Below are 21,270 nucleotides of genomic sequence, written 5' to 3' on the forward strand. Positions count from 1 at the left end.
GAAAGCCTGATGACGCTGCCGTTATTTCCGCTCAACACCGTATTGTTTCCGGGGTGTACGCTCGACCTGCAGATTTTTGAAGCGCGTTACCTGGACATGATCGGCCGATGCATGAAGCAAGGCGAAGGCTTTGGCATCGTGTGCATCCTGGAGGGCAGGGAGGTCGGCGAAGCGGCCAGCGCCTATGCTGAAATCGGCTGTGAGGCCCGGGTGCTGGACTTCCAGCGCCAGGACAACGGCCTGCTCGGCATCCGTATCGAGGGCGGGCGCCGCTTTCAGGTAGAAAGCGTTGAGGTGCAGCGGGATCAGTTGATCCTGGCGCAGGTGAGTTGGCTGCAGGAGCACCCCGATGTGCCGCTGCAGGAAGAAGACCAGGACCTGCTCGCGCTATTGGCTGCGCTGGCCGACCACCCACTCGTGGCTGCGCTGGACCTCGGTGGCACGCCTACCGGGCGGCAGGGCCTGGCCAACCGCCTGGCGTACCTGCTTCCGTTCGACGAACGGGACAAGCTCGACCTGCTTGAGATGACCGACCCTACCATTCGCCTGGCGATGGTCCAGGAGCTGCTCGAGCGCATGCAGGGTGACCTTCAGGCGTGACCGGCGCTGCGCTTGCGAGCCAATGGCTCAGTACGCATAGCGTGCCAGGGCATCGGCCAGGTCATGCCAGGTAAACCAGGCAAACAGCAGCAGGCATGGAACCAGCAGCAGCACCCAGGTGCGCCAGCCCAAAGGCTCGAGGCGGTGCACCCGTAGTGTGATGGCCAGCCCTGCAGCGCACACGAACACCGCCAGCAGGGCGCCCGCCAGCACGTCGGTCGGCCAGTGGGCACCCAGGTACACCCGCGACAATGCGATCGACAAAGCGGGAATGCACGCCATCAATACCCAGGTGAGGCGCATGCGTGGCGGTTGCCCACGGCTGGCCAGTACCGCCAGTACCAGGAAGAAAGCAAACGACGCGGAGCTGTGCCCACTGGGCATGCTGTAGGTACTCAGGGGTGTGCTGAGCACCTCTGGCCGCGTGCGTGCAAACAGCCACTTCAGCGTGCCATTGCCCAGCGCCGTGCACAGCAGCACGCCGCCGGCAAAGAGTGCATGCCGCCAGTGCCGGGCCACCAGCAGCAGGCTGGTGAGCAGCACGCCTACGCAGAGCTGGGTGCGGAAATCCCCTAGGCGAGTGACCGCCACCACGATGCGGTCGAGCAGTTCGCTGCGGTGCTCCTGCACCAGCGTGACCAGGCCCTCATCGAAATGAGTCAGGTAAGGCCAGCCCAAAAACACCGAAAGCATGAGTACGAAGCTTGCCGCGCTGGTGACGACCGTGGCGCCGGGCTGGCGCCGCAGGCTGCTGTTCACCGCCAGGCCGATAAGCACCACCAGGCCGATCACTACCACCGCCGCCTGCGGCCAGAAGCCCGGCGGCAGCGGCAAGCGTACGGCGGCGCCAGTCATCCAGCCGGGCAGCAGATATGCCACGGACCACCCCGCGGCCGCCACCAGGCTTACCAGAATGAACCGCGGCAGTGGCATTTCGAGCATGCCCGCGACCATCGGCAGCATGGGGCGCAACGGGCCGATGAAGCGGCCTACCAGCAAGCTCGCCACGCCGTACCGCTGAATGAAGGTCTCGGCACCGCCCAGCCACTGAGGGTGGCTGCGCAGGCCAGGCAAGCGCCGGATGTTCTCGTGCATGCCTCGGCCGATGGCATAGGACAACCCGTCCCCCAACAGCCCACCGGCGTAGCCGAGCAGCAAGGTGTCACCCAGGCCGAGCGCGCCACCCCCGGCCAGCGCCGAGACTGCGAACAGCGCGACAGTGCCCGGCACTATAAGCCCGGCCACGGCCAGGCATTCGATACAAGCCACGATAAAAATCGTCGCGCCCAGCCACTGGGGGTTGGCGCCCAGCCATTGGTTCAGTTCGGCCAGCCAGGCGTGCATGGTCAGTGTCCTTGAGTAATCAGCTGATAGTCGCGACCTTCGACTTGCCCCCGTCGCAGCGGGTTCCGGGTACAGAAGCGAGCGTATTGGGCGTCCACGAAGCGGTAGGGCAAATGCTCGTCCCGGCCAAGGGGGATTCCCAGGCGCGTGGTCTGGACCACCACCGGTACCTGGTTGCCGACGTGTTCCACGTAAAGGCCCTGAGGATCGAACCGTCGAGCGTTCCACATGGGAACCTTCAGCCCCAAGGCCCGGCATAGCAAGGTTTGCCCCGCGCATAACCGTTCGGGTGGCCGAGGCTGGCCGCTGGCATCGGGATTGTTGAGGGTCATGCGTGCAAGCGCGTTTTCATCGCTGATGTCATCCACCCAGGGAAAACCCGATTTGATCAGTACGGCGTTGCCGGGGCCATGGGCACTGAGGTTCAGCGAGTCACCGCCCCGGGCGTAGTACATGTAAATGTGACCGCCGTCGAGAAACATGGCCCTGCGGCTTTCGGTGTAGCCCAGGGAGGAATGGCTGCCTTTTTCGGCCTGATAGTAAGCCTCGGTCTCGATGATGCGTGCGGCCAGCCAGTGATCGCCCTGGCGATGACGGATGACCTTGCCCAGCAGCTCGCGGGCTACAAGCTGTGCATCGCGGTCGAAGAACGAGTCGGGCAAAGGAGCGTGAGAGGGCATATCACCAGTACGGCCGATGGAATGAACCCAGATGATAGCAAGCCCGTGGGAAAGGTTTCAGCGCCCCGAGGACGGTTGTTTGTAACCATCTGCCCGGCGCCGCTGTTAGTCGCTATCCGTCGCAGCTATAATCAGCGGCTTTCCTCTTTTCCAAGCCGTGGAATCATGACTGAGCCCGTCCTCGACTACATGCAACGCCTCGGGCACGCCGCGCGCGACGCTGCGCGGGTCATCGCGCGCGCGAGCACTCGCCAGAAAAACCAGGCACTGCTCGCTACCGCCGACGCGCTGCACGCCGCCCGCGAGTCGCTGGCCACGGCCAATCAGCTGGATCTGGACGCCGCCCGTGCCAGTGGGCTGGAACCCGCGCTGGTCGACCGTCTCGCGCTCACGCCGGCCCGCATCGACGGCATGATCGCCGGGTTGCGCCAGGTCGCGGCACTGCCCGACCCGGTCGGCGCCATTCGTGACATGAGCTATCGGCCATCGGGTATTCAGGTCGGCAAGATGCGTGTGCCGCTGGGTGTGGTAGGGATCATCTATGAATCCCGCCCCAACGTGACCATCGATGCCGCCAGCCTGTGCCTGAAGTCGGGCAACGCGACCATTCTGCGCGGCGGCTCCGAAGCCATCCATTCCAACCGGGCCATCGCCGCCTGCGTCAGCCAGGGGCTGGAAGCTGCCGACCTTCCCGCGGCAGTGGTGCAGGTAGTGGAGACCACCGACCGCGCCGCCGTCGGCGCGCTCATCACCATGCCCGAGTACGTGGACATCATCGTCCCCCGTGGCGGCCGCGGCCTGATCGAGCGCATCAGCCGCGACGCCCGCGTGCCGGTCATCAAGCACCTGGACGGCATCTGCCATGTGTATGTCGCCGCCCACGCCGACCTGGCCAAGGCGCAGCGCATCGCCTTCAATGCCAAGACGTATCGTTATGGCATCTGTGGCGCGATGGAAACGTTGCTGGTGGATGCCACCGTTGCCGGCGCGTTTCTCCCGGCCATGGGCGCGCAATTGCGCGAAAAGGGCGTGGAGTTGCGTGGCTGCGAGCGTACCCGCGCCCTGATCGACGCACTGCCTGCCACCGAGCAGGACTGGCAAACCGAATACCTGGCGCCCATTCTTTCGATTCGGGTCGTCAACGGGCTGGATCAGGCCATCGAGCATATCAACCACTACGGTTCGCACCACACCGATGCCATTGTCACCGAGCACCAGGGCGAATCCCGCCGGTTCATGGCCGAGGTGGATTCGGCGTCGGTCATGCTCAACGCGCCAACCTGCTTTGCCGACGGCTTCGAATATGGCCTTGGCGCGGAAATCGGCATTTCCACCGATAAGCTGCATGCCCGTGGCCCGGTGGGCCTCGAAGGGCTCACCTGCGAAAAATACGTAGTGATTGGCGATGGCCAGTTGCGTGGCGAGTCGAACGCCCATTGAGTGACAAGGCACAGGGCGCAAGCCCCCGCCGGATCGGGTTGCTGGGAGGCACGTTCGATCCTGTACATATCGGCCATCTGCGCAGTGCGCTCGAGGTGGCCGACATGCTGGCGCTGAGCGAGTTGAGGCTGGTGCCCAATGCCCGCCCACCGCACCGCGATCGGCCTCAGGTCAGCCCCGAGCAACGGCTGGCCATGGTGCAACAGGCGGTGCAGGGTGTCGCTACGCTACAGGTGGATGGTCGAGAGCTGCTGCGTGAGCGGCCGTCCTATACCATCGAAACCCTGGAAGCCGTGCGCGCCGAGCTTGCCACCGGTGATCAGCTGTTTCTGCTGGTGGGCTGGGATGCCTTTTGCGGGCTACCGGGCTGGCACCGTTGGGAGGAGCTGCTCTGGCACTGCCACATTATTGTGTTGCAGCGCCCGGACGCCGACAGCGAACCGCCCGACGCCTTGCGTAACCTGCTGGCCGCCCGCGCGGTCAGCGCCCCATCCGGCCTCGAGGGCCCGGCGGGAAGCATTGCTTTCGTCTGGCAGACACCCCTGGCGGTGTCCGCTACCCAGATCCGTCAGCTGCTGGCCAGCGGCAAGTCGGTTCGTTATCTGGTGCCAGACGCGGTATTGGCCTACATCGAGGCGCACGGGCTGTACCGTGCGCCCAATTGACCGGGCAGCGACGGAATACTCCGCGCCCCGACCACACGAGTTGATGAGTTTTATATGAAGAAGCACACAATGAAGAGCGAAGACCTGGTCCAGTTGGCGACCGCCGCGCTGGAAGACATCAAGGCCCAGGACATCCTCAGCATCGATGTGAAGGACAAGACCAGCATTACCGATTACATGCTGATCGCGACCGGTACCTCCAACCGCCACGTCAATTCCATGGTCGAGCACGTCCGGGAAAAGGTGAAGGCGCAAGGTGTTCAGCCGTTGAGCGAAGAAGGCAAGGGCGACAGCGACTGGGTGCTGCTGGACCTCGGCGATGTGGTAGTGCATGTCATGACTTCGGCAGCCCGCCAGTTCTATGACCTGGAGCGCCTGTGGCAAGGTGCCGAGCAAAGCCGCGCCCAGCACGCGCCCGACCCGCACGCTGCCGACCAGGAATAAGTACCGCTGTGCGTCTGCGTCTGATCGCGGTCGGCTCGCGCATGCCGAAATGGGTGGAAGAGGGCTGGCAGGAGTACGCTCGGCGCTTGCCGGCGGAACTGCCGCTTGAGCTGGTGGAAATTGCGCTCAATACCCGCGGCAAGAATGCCGATGTGGCCCGCCTGATCCGTCAGGAAGGCGAAGCGATGCTGGCCAAGGTTCAGCCTGGCGAACGCGTGGTTACCCTGGAAGTGCACGGCAAGCCCTGGAGCACCGAGCAGCTGGCTACCGAACTGGACCGCTGGCGCCTGGATGCGCGCACCGTGAACTTCATGGTGGGCGGGCCCGAGGGCTTGGCGCCCGAGGTGTGCGCAAGGGCGGACCAACGCTGGTCGTTGTCGGCGCTTACCCTGCCGCATCCGCTGGTGCGCATTCTGATCGGCGAGCAGGTCTATCGGGCGTGGACGGTATTGTCCGGCCATCCCTACCATAAATAAGCCTTACAAAGCCCTCTTCGATGTCCCAGCCGATCCGCCTCAAGGACCACGAAAAAGACGCCCGCCTTGTGCGTGGGCGCGTGGTCGTGGGCGCGATAGCGGTGGTGGTGCTGATTGCCGTGCTGGTGGCGCGGCTGTATTTCCTGCAGGTGGTGCAGTACGAGTACCACTCCACCCTGTCGGAGAACAACCGCGTCCACGTACAGCCGATCCCGCCAAGCCGGGGCCTGATCTACGACCGTAACGGGGTGATCATTGCCAACAACCGGCCCAGCTTCAACCTGAGCGTGACCCGCGAACGCGCCGGGGATTGGGAAGGCATTCTCGACCTGATCGTGGAAGTACTGGAGCTCACCCCCGAGGACCGTACGCTGTTCGAGAAGCGTATGCGGCAGGGCCGGCGGCCGTTCGAGCCGGTGCCTGTGATGCAGGAACTGACCGAAGAGCAGATTGCGCGCATTGCGGTGAACCAGTTCCGCCTGCCTGGCGTGGAGGTAGTCGCCCAGCTCACCCGGCATTATCCGCAGGGGGCGCATTTTGCACACTCCGTGGGGTACATGGGCCGCATCAACGAGAAAGAGCTCAAGGTGCTCGATCCGGTCAATTACAGCGGCACCCATCAGATCGGCAAAACCGGTATAGAGCGCTTCTACGAACCCGAGCTGCATGGGCAGGTAGGTTATGAAGAGGTAGAAACCAACGCCCGCGGGCGGGTGCTGCGGGTGCTCAAGCGCACCGACCCCGTGCCTGGCAAGGACATCGTGCTTACGCTGGATATCCAGCTGCAAGAGGCTGCCGAGGCGGCGCTTGGCGGGCGCCGCGGGGCCATCGTCGCGCTGGACCCGAGCAATGGCGAGGTGCTCGCCATGGTCAGTCAGCCCAGTTTCGATCCTAACCTGTTCGTCACTGGCATTCCGTTCAAGACCTACGCCGAGCTGCGCGACTCTATCGACCGCCCGCTGTTCAACCGCGTGCTGCGAGGCCTTTACCCGCCCGGCTCGACCATCAAGCCTGCGGTGGCCATCGCCGGGCTCGACAGCGGCGTGATCACACCTTCCAGCCGCGTGTTCGATCCCGGCTATTACACCCTGCCCAACTATGACCACAAGTACCGTAACTGGAACCGCAGCGGTGACGGCTTCGTCGACCTCGACACCGCGATCATGCGCTCCAACGACACCTATTTTTATGACCTGGCGCACAAGCTGGGCATCGACCGCCTGGGCGACTACCTGTCTCGCTTCGGCATAGGCCAAAAGGTTTCCCTGGACATGTTCGAAGAATCGCCCGGGCTAATGCCTTCGCGTGAATGGAAACGCATCACCCGCCGGCAGGCGTGGTTCCCCGGTGAAACCCTCATCCTGGGGATCGGCCAGGGCTACATGCAGGCCACGCCGTTGCAACTTGCCCAGGCGACCGCGTTGATCGCCAACAAGGGCCGGTGGAACCGCCCACACCTGGCGCGGACCATCGAGAATCAGCCGCCGAAAGATCCTTCACCCATGCCCGATATCGTACTGCGCGACCCAAGCGACTGGGCACGCGTTACACACGGTATGGAGCAGGTGATGCAGGGCGCCCGGGGTACCGCGCGCAAGGCGGCGATAGGCTCGGTGTACCGCATTGCCGGCAAGAGCGGTACCGCTCAGGTGGTCGCGATCCGCCAGGGCGAGCGCTATGACCGCAACAAACTCCAGGAACGGCATCGCGACCACGCGCTGTTCGTGGGCTTCGCGCCAGCAGACAACCCCAAAATCGTTGTGGCCGTGATGGTGGAAAACGGCGAGTCGGGCTCTGGCGTGGCGGCCCCGGTGGTGCGCCAGGTAATGGACGCCTGGCTGCTCGGCCCGGACGGTCGGTTGAAACCGCAGTACGCCAGCGCGTCGGCACCTGAGGTAACCGCCCGTGAAGAATAATTTCGACCGTATTCTGTCCAGCGAAGACGTGATGCGCCGCCGCGCCACCTTCCTGCAGCGTATCCACGTGGATGGCCCCTTGCTGATCCTGCTGCTTACCCTGGCCAGCGGCAGCCTGTTCGTGCTGTATTCAGCCAGCGGGAAAAGCTGGGACCTGCTGATCAAACAGGCCACGTCCTTCGGGATCGGCCTGGTGTCCATGTTCGTCATCGCCCAACTGGAGCCCAGGTTCATGGCGCGATGGGTGCCGCTCGCCTATGTGATCGGGGTGGTGCTACTGGTGGTGGTAGACGTAATGGGCCATAACGCCATGGGAGCCACACGCTGGATCAACATTCCGGGGGTGATACGCTTTCAGCCCTCGGAGTTCATGAAAATCATCATGCCGGCAACCATTGCCTGGTACCTCTCCAAGAGAACCCTGCCGCCGCACCTTAAACATGTTGCAATCAGCCTCGCCTTGATCGGCGTGCCATTCGTGCTTATTGTGCGCCAGCCCGACCTGGGCACCTCCTTGCTGATCCTTGCTTCGGGTGCATTCGTGCTGTTCATGGCCGGCCTGCGGTGGCGCTGGATACTCAGCGTGATTGCAGCCGCGGTGCCCGTTGCAGTCGCCATGTGGTTCTTCATCATGCACGACTACCAGAAGCAGCGGATTCTCACGTTCCTCGATCCCGAAAGCGATCCGCTGGGTACGGGCTGGAACATCATCCAGTCCAAGGCTGCGATCGGCTCGGGTGGGGTGTTTGGCAAGGGCTGGCTGCTGGGTACCCAGTCGCACCTGGATTTTTTGCCTGAAAGCCACACGGACTTTATCATCGCGGTCCTCGGCGAAGAGTTCGGCCTTGTGGGCATCTGTGCCTTGCTGCTGATCTATCTGCTGCTCATTGGCCGTGGGCTGGTGATCACCGCTCAGGCGCAAACCCTCTACGGCAAGCTGCTGGCGGGTAGCCTGACAATGACGTTCTTCGTTTATGTGTTCGTGAACATCGGCATGGTAAGTGGCCTTCTTCCAGTGGTTGGCGTGCCCTTGCCCTTCATTAGTTACGGCGGAACTTCGCTCGTGACGCTACTGTCAGCGTTTGGGGTTTTGATGTCGATCCATACCCATCGCAAGTGGATCGCTCAGGTTTGAATAAGGTGAAGATTTCAATGCAAGCAATGCGCGGCTGGGTCGCTCGATACGCTCCTTGGGTCGGCCTGGCTGGCATCCTTGGTACGCCCGCCTCGTCTGTGGCAGGTGACTACGAAGGGTCGCCGCAGGTGGCGGAGTTCGTAGGCGAGATGACCCGGGACTATGGCTTTGCCGGTGAACAACTGATGGGCGTGTTCCGCGAAGTGGAGCGCAAGCAGGCAATCCTCGACGCCATTTCCAGGCCCGCCGAGCGCGTGAAACCCTGGAAAGACTATCGCCCTATCTTCATCACCGATGCCCGTATCGCCCGGGGCGTGGACTTCTGGCGCCAACACGAAGCCGCGCTGGCCCGCGCCGAGCAGGAATACGGCGTGCCCGCCCAGGTGATCGTTGCGATCATCGGCGTGGAAACCTTCTTCGGCCGTAACACCGGCAACTATCGGGTGATCGATGCGTTGTCCACCCTGGGCTTCGACTATCCTCCACGCGCCGACTTCTTCCGCAAGGAGCTACGCGAGTTCCTGCTGTTGGCCCGTGACGAACAGGTCGACCCAATGACGCTCAAGGGCTCATATGCCGGAGCGATGGGCCTGCCGCAGTTCATGCCCAGCAGCTTCCGCGCCTACGCCGTGGATTTCGACGGTGACGGCCACATCAATATCTGGAGCGATCCCACCGACGCTATCGGCAGCGTGGCCAGCTATTTCTCCCGGCATGGCTGGGTGGCCGGCGAGCCTGTGGTCAGCCGCGCCGACGTACGAGGCGCTCGTGCCGATGAAGGGCTGAGCCCTGGCCTGGACCCTACGAAAACCGTTGGAGAGTTGCGAGGGCTGGGCTGGTCGAGTCATGATGCGCTCCGCGATGACTTGCCAGTCGTTGCGTTCAAGCTGGATGGAGAGGCCGGGCCGGAGTACTGGATGGGCCTGAAGAACTTCTACGTCATCACGCGCTACAACCGCAGCGCGATGTACGCGATGGCGGTTCACCAACTGTCGCAAATGCTGGTTCAAGCACGGGGCACCAAGTAATGCGGGCTTTGCCGTTTCGCACATCACTGAAACTGGCGCTCTATGGAGCGGTGGCACTGCTGGTGGCCAGCTGCTCCAGCAGCCGTTCGCCCGAGCCTACCTATACGGTGCGTGCGCAACCCGGCCTGGACATCAACCGTGCCCACAAGGACGGCGCCCCCTGGTGGGACGTGGATGTTTCCCGTATTCCCGATGCGATTCCTACGCTGCACACCGGGCCGTACAAGGCCAACCCTTATACCGTGCTGGGCAAGACCTACTTCCCTATACCGGATGCCAGCAACTATGTGGCTGTAGGCACGGCGTCCTGGTATGGCACCAAGTTTCACGGGCAGAACACCGCCAATGGTGAGGTGTACGACCTCTACGGCATGAGCGCGGCCCACAAAACGCTGCCGCTGCCCAGCTACGTGCGTGTGACCAACCTGGATAACAACCGCAGCGTGATCCTGCGCGTTAACGACCGCGGGCCGTTCTACTCTGATCGCATCATCGACCTGTCCTATGCCGCGGCGAAAAAGCTCGGCTATGCCGAAACCGGTACGGCCCGGGTGAAGGTAGAAGGGATCGACCCACAGCAATGGTGGGCCCAGCGCGGCCGGCCGGCGCCCATGGTGCTGCAGCAGCCAGCGATACAAGTGGCCCAGGCGCGTCCGGCGCTTACCCCGGCCACCGGCACCATCGAACAATATACCCCGCCACCGCAGCAACACGCCTCGGCGGCTGCTCCGGTCGCAATCGACCCAAAAAAAAACGCTTCTGCGCAGGCAACTGGCCTCTATCTCCAGGTGGGAGCCTTCGCCAACCCGGACGCTGCCGAGCTGCTACGGTCGAAGCTGAGTACCATGGTCAAGGCCCCGGCCTTTACCAGCCCTACGGTTCGCAACCAGCAAACGCTCTATCGCGTTCGGCTGGGGCCGATCGGAACCCAGGATGAAGCCCAGCAGGTGCAGAACAGCATTCGCCTGGCCAACCTCGGCTCGCCGAGCATGGTCACGGCGGACTGACCCGCCACCTGTATTGCTTCATGCTCCCTGCGAGCGTGCGCCATGGACGGCACCCACGTAAGCCCTGACAAGGCTTTGAAAAGATTTGCCCACAGGGCCTGTGCCATCAGTAATCTCGAGAGACGGATGAACATCACCAACTTTGCCAAACGCCTGTGCCTGCTTGTTCCCTTGCTGCTTTCCCCCACCGCGTGGGCTGCCGACCAGATGGTACCTGCCGCGCCTCAACTGGCGGCGCGCGCCTATGTGCTGATGGAGGCGTCCAGCGGCAACGTTCTGATCGACAGCAATGGCGATGAGCGGCTGCCTCCGGCCAGCCTGACCAAATTGATGTCGGCTTATATCGCTACGCTGGAAATTCGCCGCGGGCAAATCGGCGAGAACGATCTGGTGACCGTCAGCGAGAACGCCTGGCGCACCGGCGGTTCGCGGATGTTCATCAAGGTGGGGTCGCAGGTGACCGTGAGTGACCTGCTCCACGGGATCATCATCCAGTCGGGCAACGATGCCACAGTCGCCCTGGCCGAGCACATCGCGGGCAGCGAAGATGCCTTCGCCGACATGATGAACGCCACGGCCAAGAAGCTGGGCATGGACAACAGCCACTTCATGAACCCGACCGGCCTGCCGAACCCGGATCACTACGCCTCGGCGCATGACATGGCCATCCTGGCCCGCGCGATCATTCATGAAGACCCTGCTCACTACGCGATCTACTCGCAGAAAGAGTTCTTCTGGAACAACATCAAGCAACCTAACCGCAACCTGCTGCTGTGGCGCGACAAGACCGTGGATGGTCTGAAAACCGGCCATACCCAGGAAGCCGGCTATTGCATGGTGGCTTCGGCGGTACGCGACGGCACCCGCCTGATTGCCGTGGTGTTCGGTACCAACAGTGAGCAGGCCCGCGCGGCCGAGACCCAGAAGCTCCTGACGTACGGTTTCCGCTTCTTCGAAACCCAGACCTTCTACAAGGCAGGCACCGAGTTGAACAAGGCGCCGGTCTGGAAAGGCACCACCAATGAAGTGAAGGCTGGCTTGGCCGAAGACCTCACCATGACCCTGCCACGCGGCCAGTTGAAGAACCTGCAAGCGAGCATGACCATGAACCCGCAGCTCACCGCGCCTATCGAAAAAGGCCAGGTGATCGGCAAGGTGGAAGTGAAGAACGGCGACAAGGTAGTTGAAACCAAGGACCTGATTGCCCTGGACTCCGTCGAGGAGGGTGGCATCTTCCGTCGGTTGTGGGATAGCATTCGTCTATTCTTCTACGGCTTGTTCAACTGACGAACCGTCGGTTACCCCTCCCCAGCCTCCGGCTGCGGGAGGGGTAGCTTTTTTCCACGGCTTGATGAGGCCGTCACTGCCATGACAGACACAGATGTAAAGTCTCATATCATTGAGTTTCCTTGCCCCGACTACCCGATCAAGGTGATCGGCGACACCGTCGTGGGGTTCAAGGATGCGGTCATCGAGATCCTCGCCAAATATGCCAAGGTGGACATAAAAACCCTGGCGGAGCGGCAAAGCAGCAATGGCAAGTACACCACGGTGCAGCTGCATATCATTGCTACCGGCCAGGAGCAGCTGCGCGACATCAACAGCGCGTTGCGGGCCACCGGCTTCGTGCACATGGTGCTTTGATGCCCGGTTGCCTGGGCTTTCGCGAGCTCGGCCTGAAACCCTACCAGCCCGTGTGGCAGGCGATGCGCCGGGTCACCGACGAAGCCCGCGAGCGTAATGTGGGCGACGAGGTGTGGCTGGTGCAACACCCACCGGTGTTCACACAAGGTCAGGCTGGCAAGGCCGAGCATCTGTTGCTGCCGGGGGATATCCCGGTGGTGCAGGTCGACCGTGGAGGCCAGGTGACCTACCACGGCCCCGGCCAGTTGGTCGCCTACTTGTTGCTTGACCTGCGCGAGCGGGGCTTCGGGGTGCGGGAACTCGTTACCCGGATCGAAAACGCGCTCGTGGCGTTGCTCCACAGTTACGGTGTAACCGCCGCGGCGAAGCCGGACGCGCCCGGTGTGTATGTGAATGGGGCGAAGATTGCCTCGTTGGGGTTGCGCATCCGCCACGGTCGTTCGTTCCATGGCCTGGCGCTGAACGTTGACATGGACCTGCGCCCCTTCCAGAGAATCAATCCGTGCGGCTACGCCGGCCTTGCCATGACGCAACTGGCCGACCATGCGCCCGGTGCAGAACTTTCCGAGGTAAGTGCCCGGCTGCGCGCGCAGCTCGTCGAACACCTCGATTATGCTGAGCAGACGACCCTCACGGGCGGAATCGACTGATATGACTACTGCGCAAGACACCGTCGCCAGCCCAGAGGCCGCGATTCAAAAGGCTTCGGCGCCGAAAAAGGTAGAGGCGGGCGTGAAGCTGCGAGGCGCCGACAAGGTGGCCCGCATCCCGGTGAAGATCATCCCCACCGAAGAACTTCCAAAAAAACCGGACTGGATTCGCGTACGCATTCCTGTTTCGCCGGAAGTCGACCGTATCAAGCAACTGCTGCGCAAGCACAAGCTGCACAGCGTGTGCGAAGAAGCTTCGTGCCCGAACCTGGGTGAATGTTTCTCCGGCGGCACCGCCACCTTCATGATCATGGGCGACATCTGTACCCGCCGCTGCCCCTTCTGCGATGTGGGCCACGGCCGGCCAAAGCCATTGGATGTGGACGAACCTCATAACCTGGCCGTCGCCATTGCCGACCTGCGCCTGAAGTATGTGGTGATCACCTCGGTAGACCGCGATGACCTTCGCGATGGCGGTGCACAGCATTTCGCTGACTGCCTGCGCGAAATCCGCAAGCTCTCTCCAGGTATCCAGCTGGAAACCCTGGTGCCTGACTATCGCGGCCGCATGGACGTTGCGCTGGACATCACCGCGCAGGAACCGCCAGACGTGTTCAACCACAATTTGGAAACCGTACCGCGCCTTTACCGCGCCGCCCGCCCGGGTTCGGACTACGAATGGTCCCTGGACCTGCTGCAGAAGTTCAAGCAGCGCGTGCCCACGGTACCGACCAAATCCGGCCTGATGCTCGGCCTGGGCGAGACGGACGAGGAAGTGATCGAAGTCATGCACAAGATGCGCGAGCATGACATCGACATGTTGACGCTTGGCCAGTACCTGCAGCCTTCCCGTAGCCACTTGCCAGTGCAGCGTTTCGTGCACCCGGACACCTTCGCCTGGTTCGCCGAGGAAGGGTACCGCCTGGGCTTCAAGAACGTGGCTTCCGGGCCATTGGTACGCTCTTCGTACCATGCGGACCAGCAAGCTCACGAGGCGAAGATCAAGCTTTGACCGGCGCCTTCGGCCAGCCGGTACCGGCGCTGCTCCCTGGCGATTGCCTGGGGCTGATCGCACCGGCCGGCCCTGCAGAGTTCGACCACGGCGCCGCCCATGCCTGGGCGGAGCGCCATGGTTACCGCCTCAAGATTTTTCCTGGCGTACCCCAGGCCACGGGTTACCTCGCTGGCAGCGATGCCGTGCGGCTCGACGACCTGCATGCAGCCTTTGCCGACCCCGACATTGCAGCCATCCTGTGCGTTCGCGGGGGGTATGGCAGCCCTCGCTTGCTCGACCAGATTGATTACTCCCTGATCGCGAACAACCCCAAACCGTTCGTGGGGTACAGTGACCTTACCGCCCTGCACCAGGCGATTCTGCTCGAAACCGGCTGTATCACCTTCCATGGCCCCATGATGCGCCCGGACCTGCTTACCCCCCGCCTGGCACCGACTGAAACACTGCTGCTGCAGATGCTGCGGGGCGAACTGGGGGAGGGGGATTGCATTCATCACCCGCTGGACTGGCCTTTGACCACGCTTCACCCCGGCGTAGCCGAGGGCCGCTTGGTGGGTGGCAACCTCACGATGATCGGCGCTTCGCTAGGCACGCCCTGGCCGATCGGTACCGACGGCGCGGTGCTGTTTATCGAAGACGTGAACGAGCCCCTGTTCCGCATCGACCGCACGCTGAATCAGCTGCGGCTGGCGGGCAAGTTCGTTGGGCTGCGCGGTGTGCTGCTGGGCGATGTGGCCAAGGTCGAGCTTGGCCCGCTGTTCAAGTTGGTAAAGGCGACCTTTGCCGAACTGGAGATACCGATACTGGCTGGCTGGCGCAGTGGCCATTGCAATCCCAACCTCACCCTGCCCCTGGGGGCACGGGTGGTGCTGGATGCCGATAGCCAGCGGCTTACCCTGGCGCAATCGATTACCCGCTAACCTCCACATTTTAAGCTTCGGGAAGGTCGCGACCAGGCATTAGCGCCTATGTTCGCGGGCTTCGCCGCGCTCACATGCCGCGCAGGCTTTCCAGCAGCTTATGCGTGGGGTAGCCATCCGCGGGCCAGCCACGTGCCTGCTGGGCGGCGCGTATGGCTTTGCGGGTATTGCTGCCGATGATGCCGTCAGGTGTGCCCGCGTCGTATTGAGCTGCGCTCAGCAGGGTTTGCAACTCGATACGCTCGGAACGGCTGAGCGGCAGGTCATCCTTGGGCCAGCTGCCTTGAACGAAACCACCCCCCTCGAAGCGCTGCGATAGCAAGCCTACGCCGAGCGCGTAGGACGACGAATTGTTGTATCTGAGGATGGCTCGGAAGTTGTCTAGCACCAGGAAAGCGGGGCCGCGGTAGCCCGCTGGCAACAACAGGTTAGCCTGGGCCTGGCCAAGGGTAGGCGGCAAGGAGGTGCCGGGCGCGAGCTTCACGCCTTGAGCAAGCCATTCAGCGATAGGCTTGCGCAGGCTGCCATCCGCTTGGGCGTAGTCGAACCCGCTGGGAACCTGCACTTCCAGGCCCCAGGGCTGACCATGCTGCCAGCCGGAGGCTTGCAGGTATTGCGCAGTCGAGGCCAGGGCGTCCACCGCGCTGTTCCAGATGTCGCGCCGGCCATCACCGTCGAAGTCCACGGCATGGGCGTTATAGGTGGTGGGAATGAACTGGGTCTGGCCCATAGCCCCGGCCCAGGACCCCAGCATATGCGCGGGGTCGATGTCGCCGTTTTGCAGGATCTGCAACGCCGCTACCAGCTGCTCCTGAGCGAAACCTGGCCGCCGGCCTTCATAACCCAGGGTAGCCAGCGAGCGAATCACCGACTTGTCACCCTGGAACTGGCCGAAGCTGCTTTCCATGCCCCACACAGCAACAAGTGCCTCCCGGTCAACGCCATAGCGTTGCTCGATGCGCTGCAGCACGTCGGCATATTGGGTAAGAAGTGCCTGGCCCTTGCGTACCCGTATAGGCGAAATGGCGCTGTCGAGGTATTCCCACACCGGCCGGGTGAATTCCGGCTGGCTTCGATCTGCCGTAATCACCGACGGGTCTGGGCTTACGCCGGTGAAGGCGCTGTCGAAAACCTCTGTACGAATGCCGGACTGAAGCGCATGGGCACGAAATGCCGCCTGCCACTGCTCGAAGGACTGCGCGGGCTCTGCATCAGCGGCAACGGCAACGACGCCGGTGGCTGGGCTGGTTGGCAGCGCATCGGCGGCGGTGGGGGTTTCCGAGCAGGCGGCGAGAACAAACAGGCTGGAGGCAGCAATGATCCGGCTGGAGCGACGACGGCAGATACGGCGAAAAAACATGCAATTGCCCAGGCATATGTAAGTGTTGGAAAACCTTAACACGCCGAGGCTGGGGGCCGCCAAGGGGCTATTGCGCGGGCAGTGCGAAACGTTGACCGGCCATCAGTAGCGTGAGCCGGGAAAGCCCTGTCCACACCGAGCCCGGCGCCTGCCCTTTGATCTGCGCGTCCAGGCCTTGGGCATCTTGTAACAGAAGGTTCCACCGTGCCGCCGGGTAACGTTGCATGGCCTTGCCCACGAGTGCGCGGCGTTTGTCCCACACAGGCGGTTTCATCTGGCTGAAGGCTTTATCCAGTGGCACACCCTGGCTGGATAGTTGCGCTACCCCGCCGAGCGTGCGGAGTTCGCGGGCCAGCGCCCAGAGGATGACCGGCGCTTCCACGCCTTCGCCCCGCAGCCCTTCAAGGATGCGCAGCGCATGCGTGGCGTCACCGGCCAGCACCGCGTCCACCAGCCCGAATACATCGAAGCGCGCACTGTCAGCGACCGCCGCCTGCACGGTTTCGAGGGTTACCTGATTGCCGTCGGCAAGCAGCTTCAGCTTTTCCACTTCCTGGGCGGCAGCGAGCAGGTTGCCTTCCACCCTGGCAGCGATCAGCTCTACCGCATCGGGATGCGCCGACAGGCCAGCCTGCGCCAGGCGCTGGTTGATCCATTGGGGCAGCTGGTTCGCATCCACCGGCCACACCTGGATGAACTGCGAGTGGGGAGCATTGATAAGGGCCGACGCCCATTTGCTTTTCTGTGTGCTGCCGTCCAGCTTGGGCAGGCTGATCAACAGCAGCGTGTTCTCGGCAGGGCGTGCCGCATATTCGAGCAGTGCTGCCGAGCCTTTGTCACCGGGCTTGCCGCCAGGCAGGCGAAGCTCGAGCAGACGTTTTTCGGCGAAAAGGGAGAGGCTGGCGCCAGCCTGGAGCAGGCCGCCCCAATCGAAGCTGGCATCGGCATTGAATACCTGCCGCTCATCGAAGCCATGCTTGCGGGCCGCGGCCCGGATGGCATCGGCAACCTCCTGGCATAGCAGCGGTTCGTCACCACTGACTACGTAGATGGATGCCAGAGGGCCCTGCAAGTGCTTGCCCAGCTGGGCCGGAGGCAGTTTCAACGCAGGGGCCTCCGGGAGCTGGCAACCAGGATCACTTGGTGGGCATTTCCATCGGGGACTGTTGCGGGGTTTCGTCGCGGATGCGCTGCGCTTCAGCTTCTGCAGCGGCATCGGCGTCGGCCTTGGCATCCGCCTGGGCCTGACGCTTTTGCAGCTCGGCCGGCGTGAGCTGGCTCAGGCGCAGCATCATGCGCTGGATCAGCTCCCGTCGCATTTCGGTGCGTACACGGGTGGCTTCCTGATCCGAACCGGTCAGGTTGTTACTGTCATGCACGTAGATCTTCTGCACATCCATGTGGTCGTCCAGCAGTACACGCTGCTGGCTGCCGGTAATGGTGTAATCCACCCGCAGGGTCATCTCCACTTCCGAGGTGCGCGCCGAGCCGCTGTAGGTGGCGCTACGGTTTTCTTCCTGCTCGTCGGTAAGCGTCAACGTATAGGGCGCGCCGGCCACGACTTGAACACCGCTGCGCTCGAGTGCGGCACGCAGGTCGGTAATGGTAGTGCCGTAAGCATCGCGAGCCTTGACGTTCAGCTCCTTGATGCCCATTTCATTGGTGCCGGTGCCGCGCAGCTGGAAACCGCAGGCGCTCAGCAGCGTGGCGAGCCCCAGTACCAGCAGGTTACGTACGATCATGGTTGTTGCTCCTTCAAACCTTTTTAGCCGACGCGCCTCGGGGCGCATGGCGCCCGCGAGGCCGGGGATCAGTTGGCGACGATATTGACCAGCTTGCCTGGCACCACGATGACCTTGCGAATGGTCTGGCCTTCGGTAAAGCGCAGTACATTCTCGTTGCTGCGCGCGGCGGCCTCGATCTCTTCGCGGCTTGCACCGGCCGGCATATCGATCTGGCCCCGCAGCTTGCCGTTCACCTGAATCACCAGCGTGAGGGTGTCCTGCACCAGTGCTTCTTCGTCATGGGCAGGCCAGGCGGCGTCGATTATGGCTTGCGCATGGCCCAGGTGATGCCACAGGTCATGTGAAAGGTGAGGTGTGATCGGCGCGAGCAACAGAACCACGGCTTCAAGCCCTTCCTGGAGCAACGCTCGATCCTGCGCATCGGCCTGTGGGGCTTTTTCGAGCACGTTCATCAGCGTCATTACCTGAGCAATGGCCGTGTTGAACTTGTGGTGCTGGCCTACGTCCTGGCTGGCTTGGCGGATGGCCAGGTGGGTGGCCCGGCGCACGATTTTCTGGCCATCGTTGAGCCCGGCGGTGTCCAGCGGCCCTGGCAAGCCCTGTGCCACATGTGCCTGAGCCAGGCGCCATACGCGACGCAGGAAGCGGTTGGCGCCCTCTACGCCCGCATCGGACCATTCGGCGCTCATGTCAGGCGGCGAAGCGAACATCATGAAGAGGCGGCAGGTATCGGCGCCGAATTGGTCGATCATCGACTGAGGATCGACGCCGTTGTTCTTGGACTTGGACATCTTCTCGGTGCCGCCGATCTCCACCGGCAGTCCATCGCTGCGCAGTGTGGCGGCGATGACCTTGGCCTTGGCATCGCGCTCAAGATCCACATCCGCCGGGTTGAACCAGGTTTTGCCGCCGTTGGCTTCGGTGCGGAAGTAGGTTTCGGCGATCACCATGCCCTGGGTGAGCAGGTTCTTGAAGGGCTCGTCCGAGGTGACCAGGCCTTCGTCGCGCATCAGCTTGTGGAAGAAGCGCGCGTACAGCAGGTGCAGGATGGCGTGCTCGATGCCCCCGATGTACTGATCGACCGGCAACCAGTGATTGGCCGCGGCTGGGTCCACCATGCCGCCGGTATAGTTCGGCGAGGCATAGCGCGCGAAGTACCAGGACGACTCTACAAAGGTGTCCATGGTGTCGGTTTCACGACGGGCAGCCTGGCCGCAGCGCGGGCAGGTGCACTCGTAGAACTCGGGCATGCGAGCCAAGGGTGAACCGGCGCCGTCGGGTACCACGTTTTCAGGCAGAACCACGGGCAACTGGTCTTCGGGGACGGGAACGTCGCCGCAGCCGTCGCAATGGATGATCGGGATCGGGCAGCCCCAGTAGCGCTGGCGGCTGATACCCCAGTCACGCAGGCGGTACTGCACCCGGGATTGGCCAAGTTCTTTTTTCAGCAGCGCGACTTCGATTGCATCGAACGCGCCCTCGAAGTCCAGCCCGTCGAACTCGCCAGAGTTGATCAGCTGGCCATGCTCGCCATAGGCGGACTGCCAAGGGGCAGGGGTAGTGTCCCCGGCGCTGGTGCGCACCACGGCCTTGATCGGAAGGTTGTACTTGGTGGCGAACTCGAAATCGCGTTCGTCGTGGGCCGGCACTGCCATCACGGCGCCGTCGCCATAATGCATCAGTACATAGTTGGCCACCCATACAGGGAGTTTCTCGCCGGTAAGCGGGTGTTCCACGAACAACGCGGTGGCACGGCCTTTTTTCTCCTGGGTGGCGACGTCAGCCTCGGCGACGCTACCGGCCTTGCATTCAGCGATGAAGGCCTGCAGTTCAGGGTCGTTCTGCGCGGCGAGGGTGGCCAGCGGGTGCTCGGCGGCCACGGCGACATAGGTCGCGCCCATCAAGGTGTCGGGGCGGGTGGTGAACACCTTGAGCACGCCAGCTTCGCCGATGGAGGCCTGATCATAGGGGAAGCGTACTTCCATGCCCTTGGACTTGCCGATCCAGTTGCGCTGCATGGTCTTGACCTGCTCGGGCCAGCCCGGCAGGTCGTCCAGGCCTTGCAGCAGCTCTTCGGCGTAGGCGGTGATCTTGAAGTAGTACATCGGGATTTCCCGCTTCTCGATCACAGCCCCGGAACGCCAGCCGCGGCCGTCGATGACCTGCTCGTTGGCGAGCACGGTCTGGTCGACCGGGTCCCAGTTCACGGTCCCGTTGCGGCGGTAGATCACGCCCTTTTCGAACAGGCGGGTGAACAGCCACTGTTCCCAGCGGTAGTAGTCCGGCTTGCAGGTAGTGACTTCGCGCGACCAGTCGATCGCCAGGCCCAGGCTTTTGAGCTGGGTTTTCATGTAGGCGATGTTTTCGTAGGTCCATTTGGCAGGCGCGACGTTGTTCTTCATCGCCGCGTTTTCTGCCGGCATGCCGAAGGCGTCCCAGCCCATGGGCTGCAGCACGTTCTTGCCCAGCATGCGCTGATAGCGAGCGATCACATCGCCAATGGTGTAGTTGCGCACATGCCCCATGTGTAGCTTGCCGCTGGGGTAAGGGAACATGGACAGGCAGTAGTAGGTCGGCTTGCCGGGCTCTTCACTGACTTCAAAGGACTTTTGCGCATCCCAGAAAGCCTGGGCGGCGGCTTCGATTTCGCGAGGCTGGTAGTGTTCGTGCATGGCTACTTTTTGCTGGGGAAGTGAGTGACGAGCTGACGTGCGCAGCGGCCAACGATCCAGTGTCTTGATGAACGCCGTAGCATACATGACCCCCGGGGGGCCGTGAAACGCTGATTGCGCCTGAGCCTCCGTTGGTCGCGGCGCCAAGCTGGCGGGGCGGGTGACGCTAAGCTGTTGTGTGGGGCAAGAAGTTTCGTCAGCAGAGAGGTGAGCGGATGGTGGAAACACATCTCACAGCCATTAAACCGGAGCTTTACGAACGCTTGATCGACCGCCTGGGCCTGGCGCTGGACGCTGCGCGCACCTCGGTTCACCTGCGCAAGGAAGTGCCGGCCGAGCTCGAGCTCAAAGGCCTGAGCCGCGCTGAATTCGATTGGCTCAGTGCCTATCTGCATGCAAGCGCCGCCAGCGTGCAATCCGCGCCGGCCCGCCCGATCGTCGAGCGGGCCAGCAACGTGGCGTGGCTCAAGGACAGGCGCCGGCGGGGCAACCGGGGCAGCGCCCAGGCGATGACGTTCGAGTAGATCCT

The 21,270-nt window shown here is 62.9% G+C and carries 21 protein-coding genes; 15 read left to right on the top strand and 6 right to left on the bottom strand.

From position 1 onward, the window contains the following. The first annotated feature begins 9 nt into the window (after window positions 1–9). Window positions 10–600, top strand: coding sequence for an LON peptidase substrate-binding domain-containing protein (locus tag LG385_RS00315; RefSeq protein ID WP_225771546.1), 591 nt, complete (start codon window positions 10–12; stop codon window positions 598–600). Between the two features lie 27 nt (window positions 601–627). On the opposite strand, the gene LG385_RS00320 is transcribed toward LG385_RS00315, so the two are convergent. Beyond that, a complete protein-coding gene (locus LG385_RS00320; protein ID WP_225771548.1) occupies window positions 628–1,944 on the bottom strand; it encodes a bifunctional DedA family/phosphatase PAP2 family protein in 1,317 nt (438 codons plus the stop codon). A 2-nt stretch (window positions 1,945–1,946) separates the two neighbouring features. Beyond that, entirely contained in the window at window positions 1,947–2,624 is a 678-nt protein-coding gene (locus LG385_RS00325) for a DNA-3-methyladenine glycosylase (protein WP_225771550.1), read from the bottom strand. A 165-nt stretch (window positions 2,625–2,789) separates the two neighbouring features. On the opposite strand from LG385_RS00325, the gene LG385_RS00330 reads away from it, so the two are divergent. From LG385_RS00330 to LG385_RS00390, 13 genes are all read left to right on the top strand, one after another. After that, on the top strand, window positions 2,790–4,064 hold the full coding sequence (locus LG385_RS00330) for a glutamate-5-semialdehyde dehydrogenase (RefSeq protein WP_225771552.1): 1,275 nt from the start codon (window positions 2,790–2,792) through the stop codon (window positions 4,062–4,064). Beyond that, entirely contained in the window at window positions 4,061–4,729 is a 669-nt protein-coding gene (gene nadD / locus LG385_RS00335) for a nicotinate-nucleotide adenylyltransferase (protein ID WP_225771554.1), read from the top strand. Before LG385_RS00330 ends, nadD begins: the two co-directional genes overlap by 4 nt. A 54-nt stretch (window positions 4,730–4,783) precedes the next feature. Beyond that, on the top strand, window positions 4,784–5,173 hold the full coding sequence (gene rsfS / locus LG385_RS00340) for a ribosome silencing factor (protein ID WP_181117431.1): 390 nt from the start codon (window positions 4,784–4,786) through the stop codon (window positions 5,171–5,173). An 8-nt stretch (window positions 5,174–5,181) separates the two neighbouring features. Next, the gene (gene rlmH, locus LG385_RS00345) at window positions 5,182–5,649 is read left to right on the top strand and encodes a 23S rRNA (pseudouridine(1915)-N(3))-methyltransferase RlmH (RefSeq protein WP_225771556.1); all 468 of its coding nucleotides are present in this window, start codon (window positions 5,182–5,184) and stop codon (window positions 5,647–5,649) included. 20 nt (window positions 5,650–5,669) lie between these two features. Then, window positions 5,670–7,565, top strand: coding sequence for a penicillin-binding protein 2 (mrdA, locus tag LG385_RS00350; protein WP_225771558.1), 1,896 nt, complete (start codon window positions 5,670–5,672; stop codon window positions 7,563–7,565). A gap of 31 nt (window positions 7,566–7,596) precedes the next feature. Continuing rightward, window positions 7,597–8,700, top strand: a complete 1,104-nt coding sequence (rodA, locus tag LG385_RS00355) for a rod shape-determining protein RodA (protein WP_181117556.1) — start codon at window positions 7,597–7,599, stop codon at window positions 8,698–8,700. A 17-nt stretch (window positions 8,701–8,717) separates the two neighbouring features. Beyond that, entirely contained in the window at window positions 8,718–9,728 is a 1,011-nt protein-coding gene (gene mltB / locus LG385_RS00360) for a lytic murein transglycosylase B (protein WP_181117428.1), read from the top strand. Then, window positions 9,728–10,735 (top strand): septal ring lytic transglycosylase RlpA family protein, encoded by a 1,008-nt coding sequence (locus LG385_RS00365; protein WP_225771560.1) that lies wholly within the window; start codon window positions 9,728–9,730, stop codon window positions 10,733–10,735. Before mltB ends, LG385_RS00365 begins: the two co-directional genes overlap by 1 nt. 126 nt (window positions 10,736–10,861) lie before the next feature. After that, window positions 10,862–12,022, top strand: coding sequence for a D-alanyl-D-alanine carboxypeptidase family protein (locus LG385_RS00370; RefSeq protein ID WP_181117426.1), 1,161 nt, complete (start codon window positions 10,862–10,864; stop codon window positions 12,020–12,022). Window positions 12,023–12,103: 81 nt separating this feature from the next. Next, a complete protein-coding gene (locus LG385_RS00375) occupies window positions 12,104–12,379 on the top strand; it encodes a DUF493 domain-containing protein (RefSeq protein WP_181117425.1) in 276 nt (91 codons plus the stop codon). Then, the gene (lipB, locus tag LG385_RS00380; protein ID WP_181117424.1) at window positions 12,379–13,029 is read left to right on the top strand and encodes a lipoyl(octanoyl) transferase LipB; all 651 of its coding nucleotides are present in this window, start codon (window positions 12,379–12,381) and stop codon (window positions 13,027–13,029) included. Before LG385_RS00375 ends, lipB begins: the two co-directional genes overlap by 1 nt. A 1-nt stretch (window position 13,030) precedes the next feature. Beyond that, window positions 13,031–14,041, top strand: coding sequence for a lipoyl synthase (gene lipA / locus LG385_RS00385; protein ID WP_225771562.1), 1,011 nt, complete (start codon window positions 13,031–13,033; stop codon window positions 14,039–14,041). Further along, a complete protein-coding gene (locus LG385_RS00390) occupies window positions 14,038–14,964 on the top strand; it encodes a S66 peptidase family protein (protein WP_225771564.1) in 927 nt (308 codons plus the stop codon). The genes lipA and LG385_RS00390 overlap by 4 nt, the downstream gene beginning before the upstream one ends. Window positions 14,965–15,034: 70 nt before the next feature. Here the strand turns inward: LG385_RS00390 and LG385_RS00395 are convergent, their stop codons facing one another. The 4 genes from LG385_RS00395 to leuS all read right to left on the bottom strand — a co-directional run bounded on the left by LG385_RS00395 (window position 15,035) and on the right by leuS (window position 20,741). Continuing rightward, window positions 15,035–16,324, bottom strand: a complete 1,290-nt coding sequence (locus LG385_RS00395; protein ID WP_225771566.1) for a lytic murein transglycosylase — start codon at window positions 16,322–16,324, stop codon at window positions 15,035–15,037. 67 nt (window positions 16,325–16,391) lie between these two features. Next, window positions 16,392–17,429, bottom strand: coding sequence for a DNA polymerase III subunit delta (gene holA / locus LG385_RS00400; protein WP_225771568.1), 1,038 nt, complete (start codon window positions 17,427–17,429; stop codon window positions 16,392–16,394). A gap of 31 nt (window positions 17,430–17,460) precedes the next feature. Further along, on the bottom strand, window positions 17,461–18,066 hold the full coding sequence (gene lptE, locus LG385_RS00405; RefSeq protein ID WP_225771570.1) for an LPS assembly lipoprotein LptE: 606 nt from the start codon (window positions 18,064–18,066) through the stop codon (window positions 17,461–17,463). A gap of 68 nt (window positions 18,067–18,134) precedes the next feature. Continuing rightward, window positions 18,135–20,741 (bottom strand): leucine--tRNA ligase, encoded by a 2,607-nt coding sequence (leuS, locus tag LG385_RS00410; protein WP_225771572.1) that lies wholly within the window; start codon window positions 20,739–20,741, stop codon window positions 18,135–18,137. 215 nt (window positions 20,742–20,956) lie between these two features. On the opposite strand from leuS, the gene LG385_RS00415 reads away from it, so the two are divergent. Beyond that, window positions 20,957–21,265 (top strand): hypothetical protein, encoded by a 309-nt coding sequence (locus LG385_RS00415; protein ID WP_181117417.1) that lies wholly within the window; start codon window positions 20,957–20,959, stop codon window positions 21,263–21,265. Window positions 21,266–21,270 lie beyond the last annotated feature (5 nt).

Source organism: Pseudomonas sp. Marseille-Q5115 (assembly GCF_916618905.1).
Taxonomy (GTDB): domain Bacteria; phylum Pseudomonadota; class Gammaproteobacteria; order Pseudomonadales; family Pseudomonadaceae; genus Aquipseudomonas; species Aquipseudomonas japonica_A.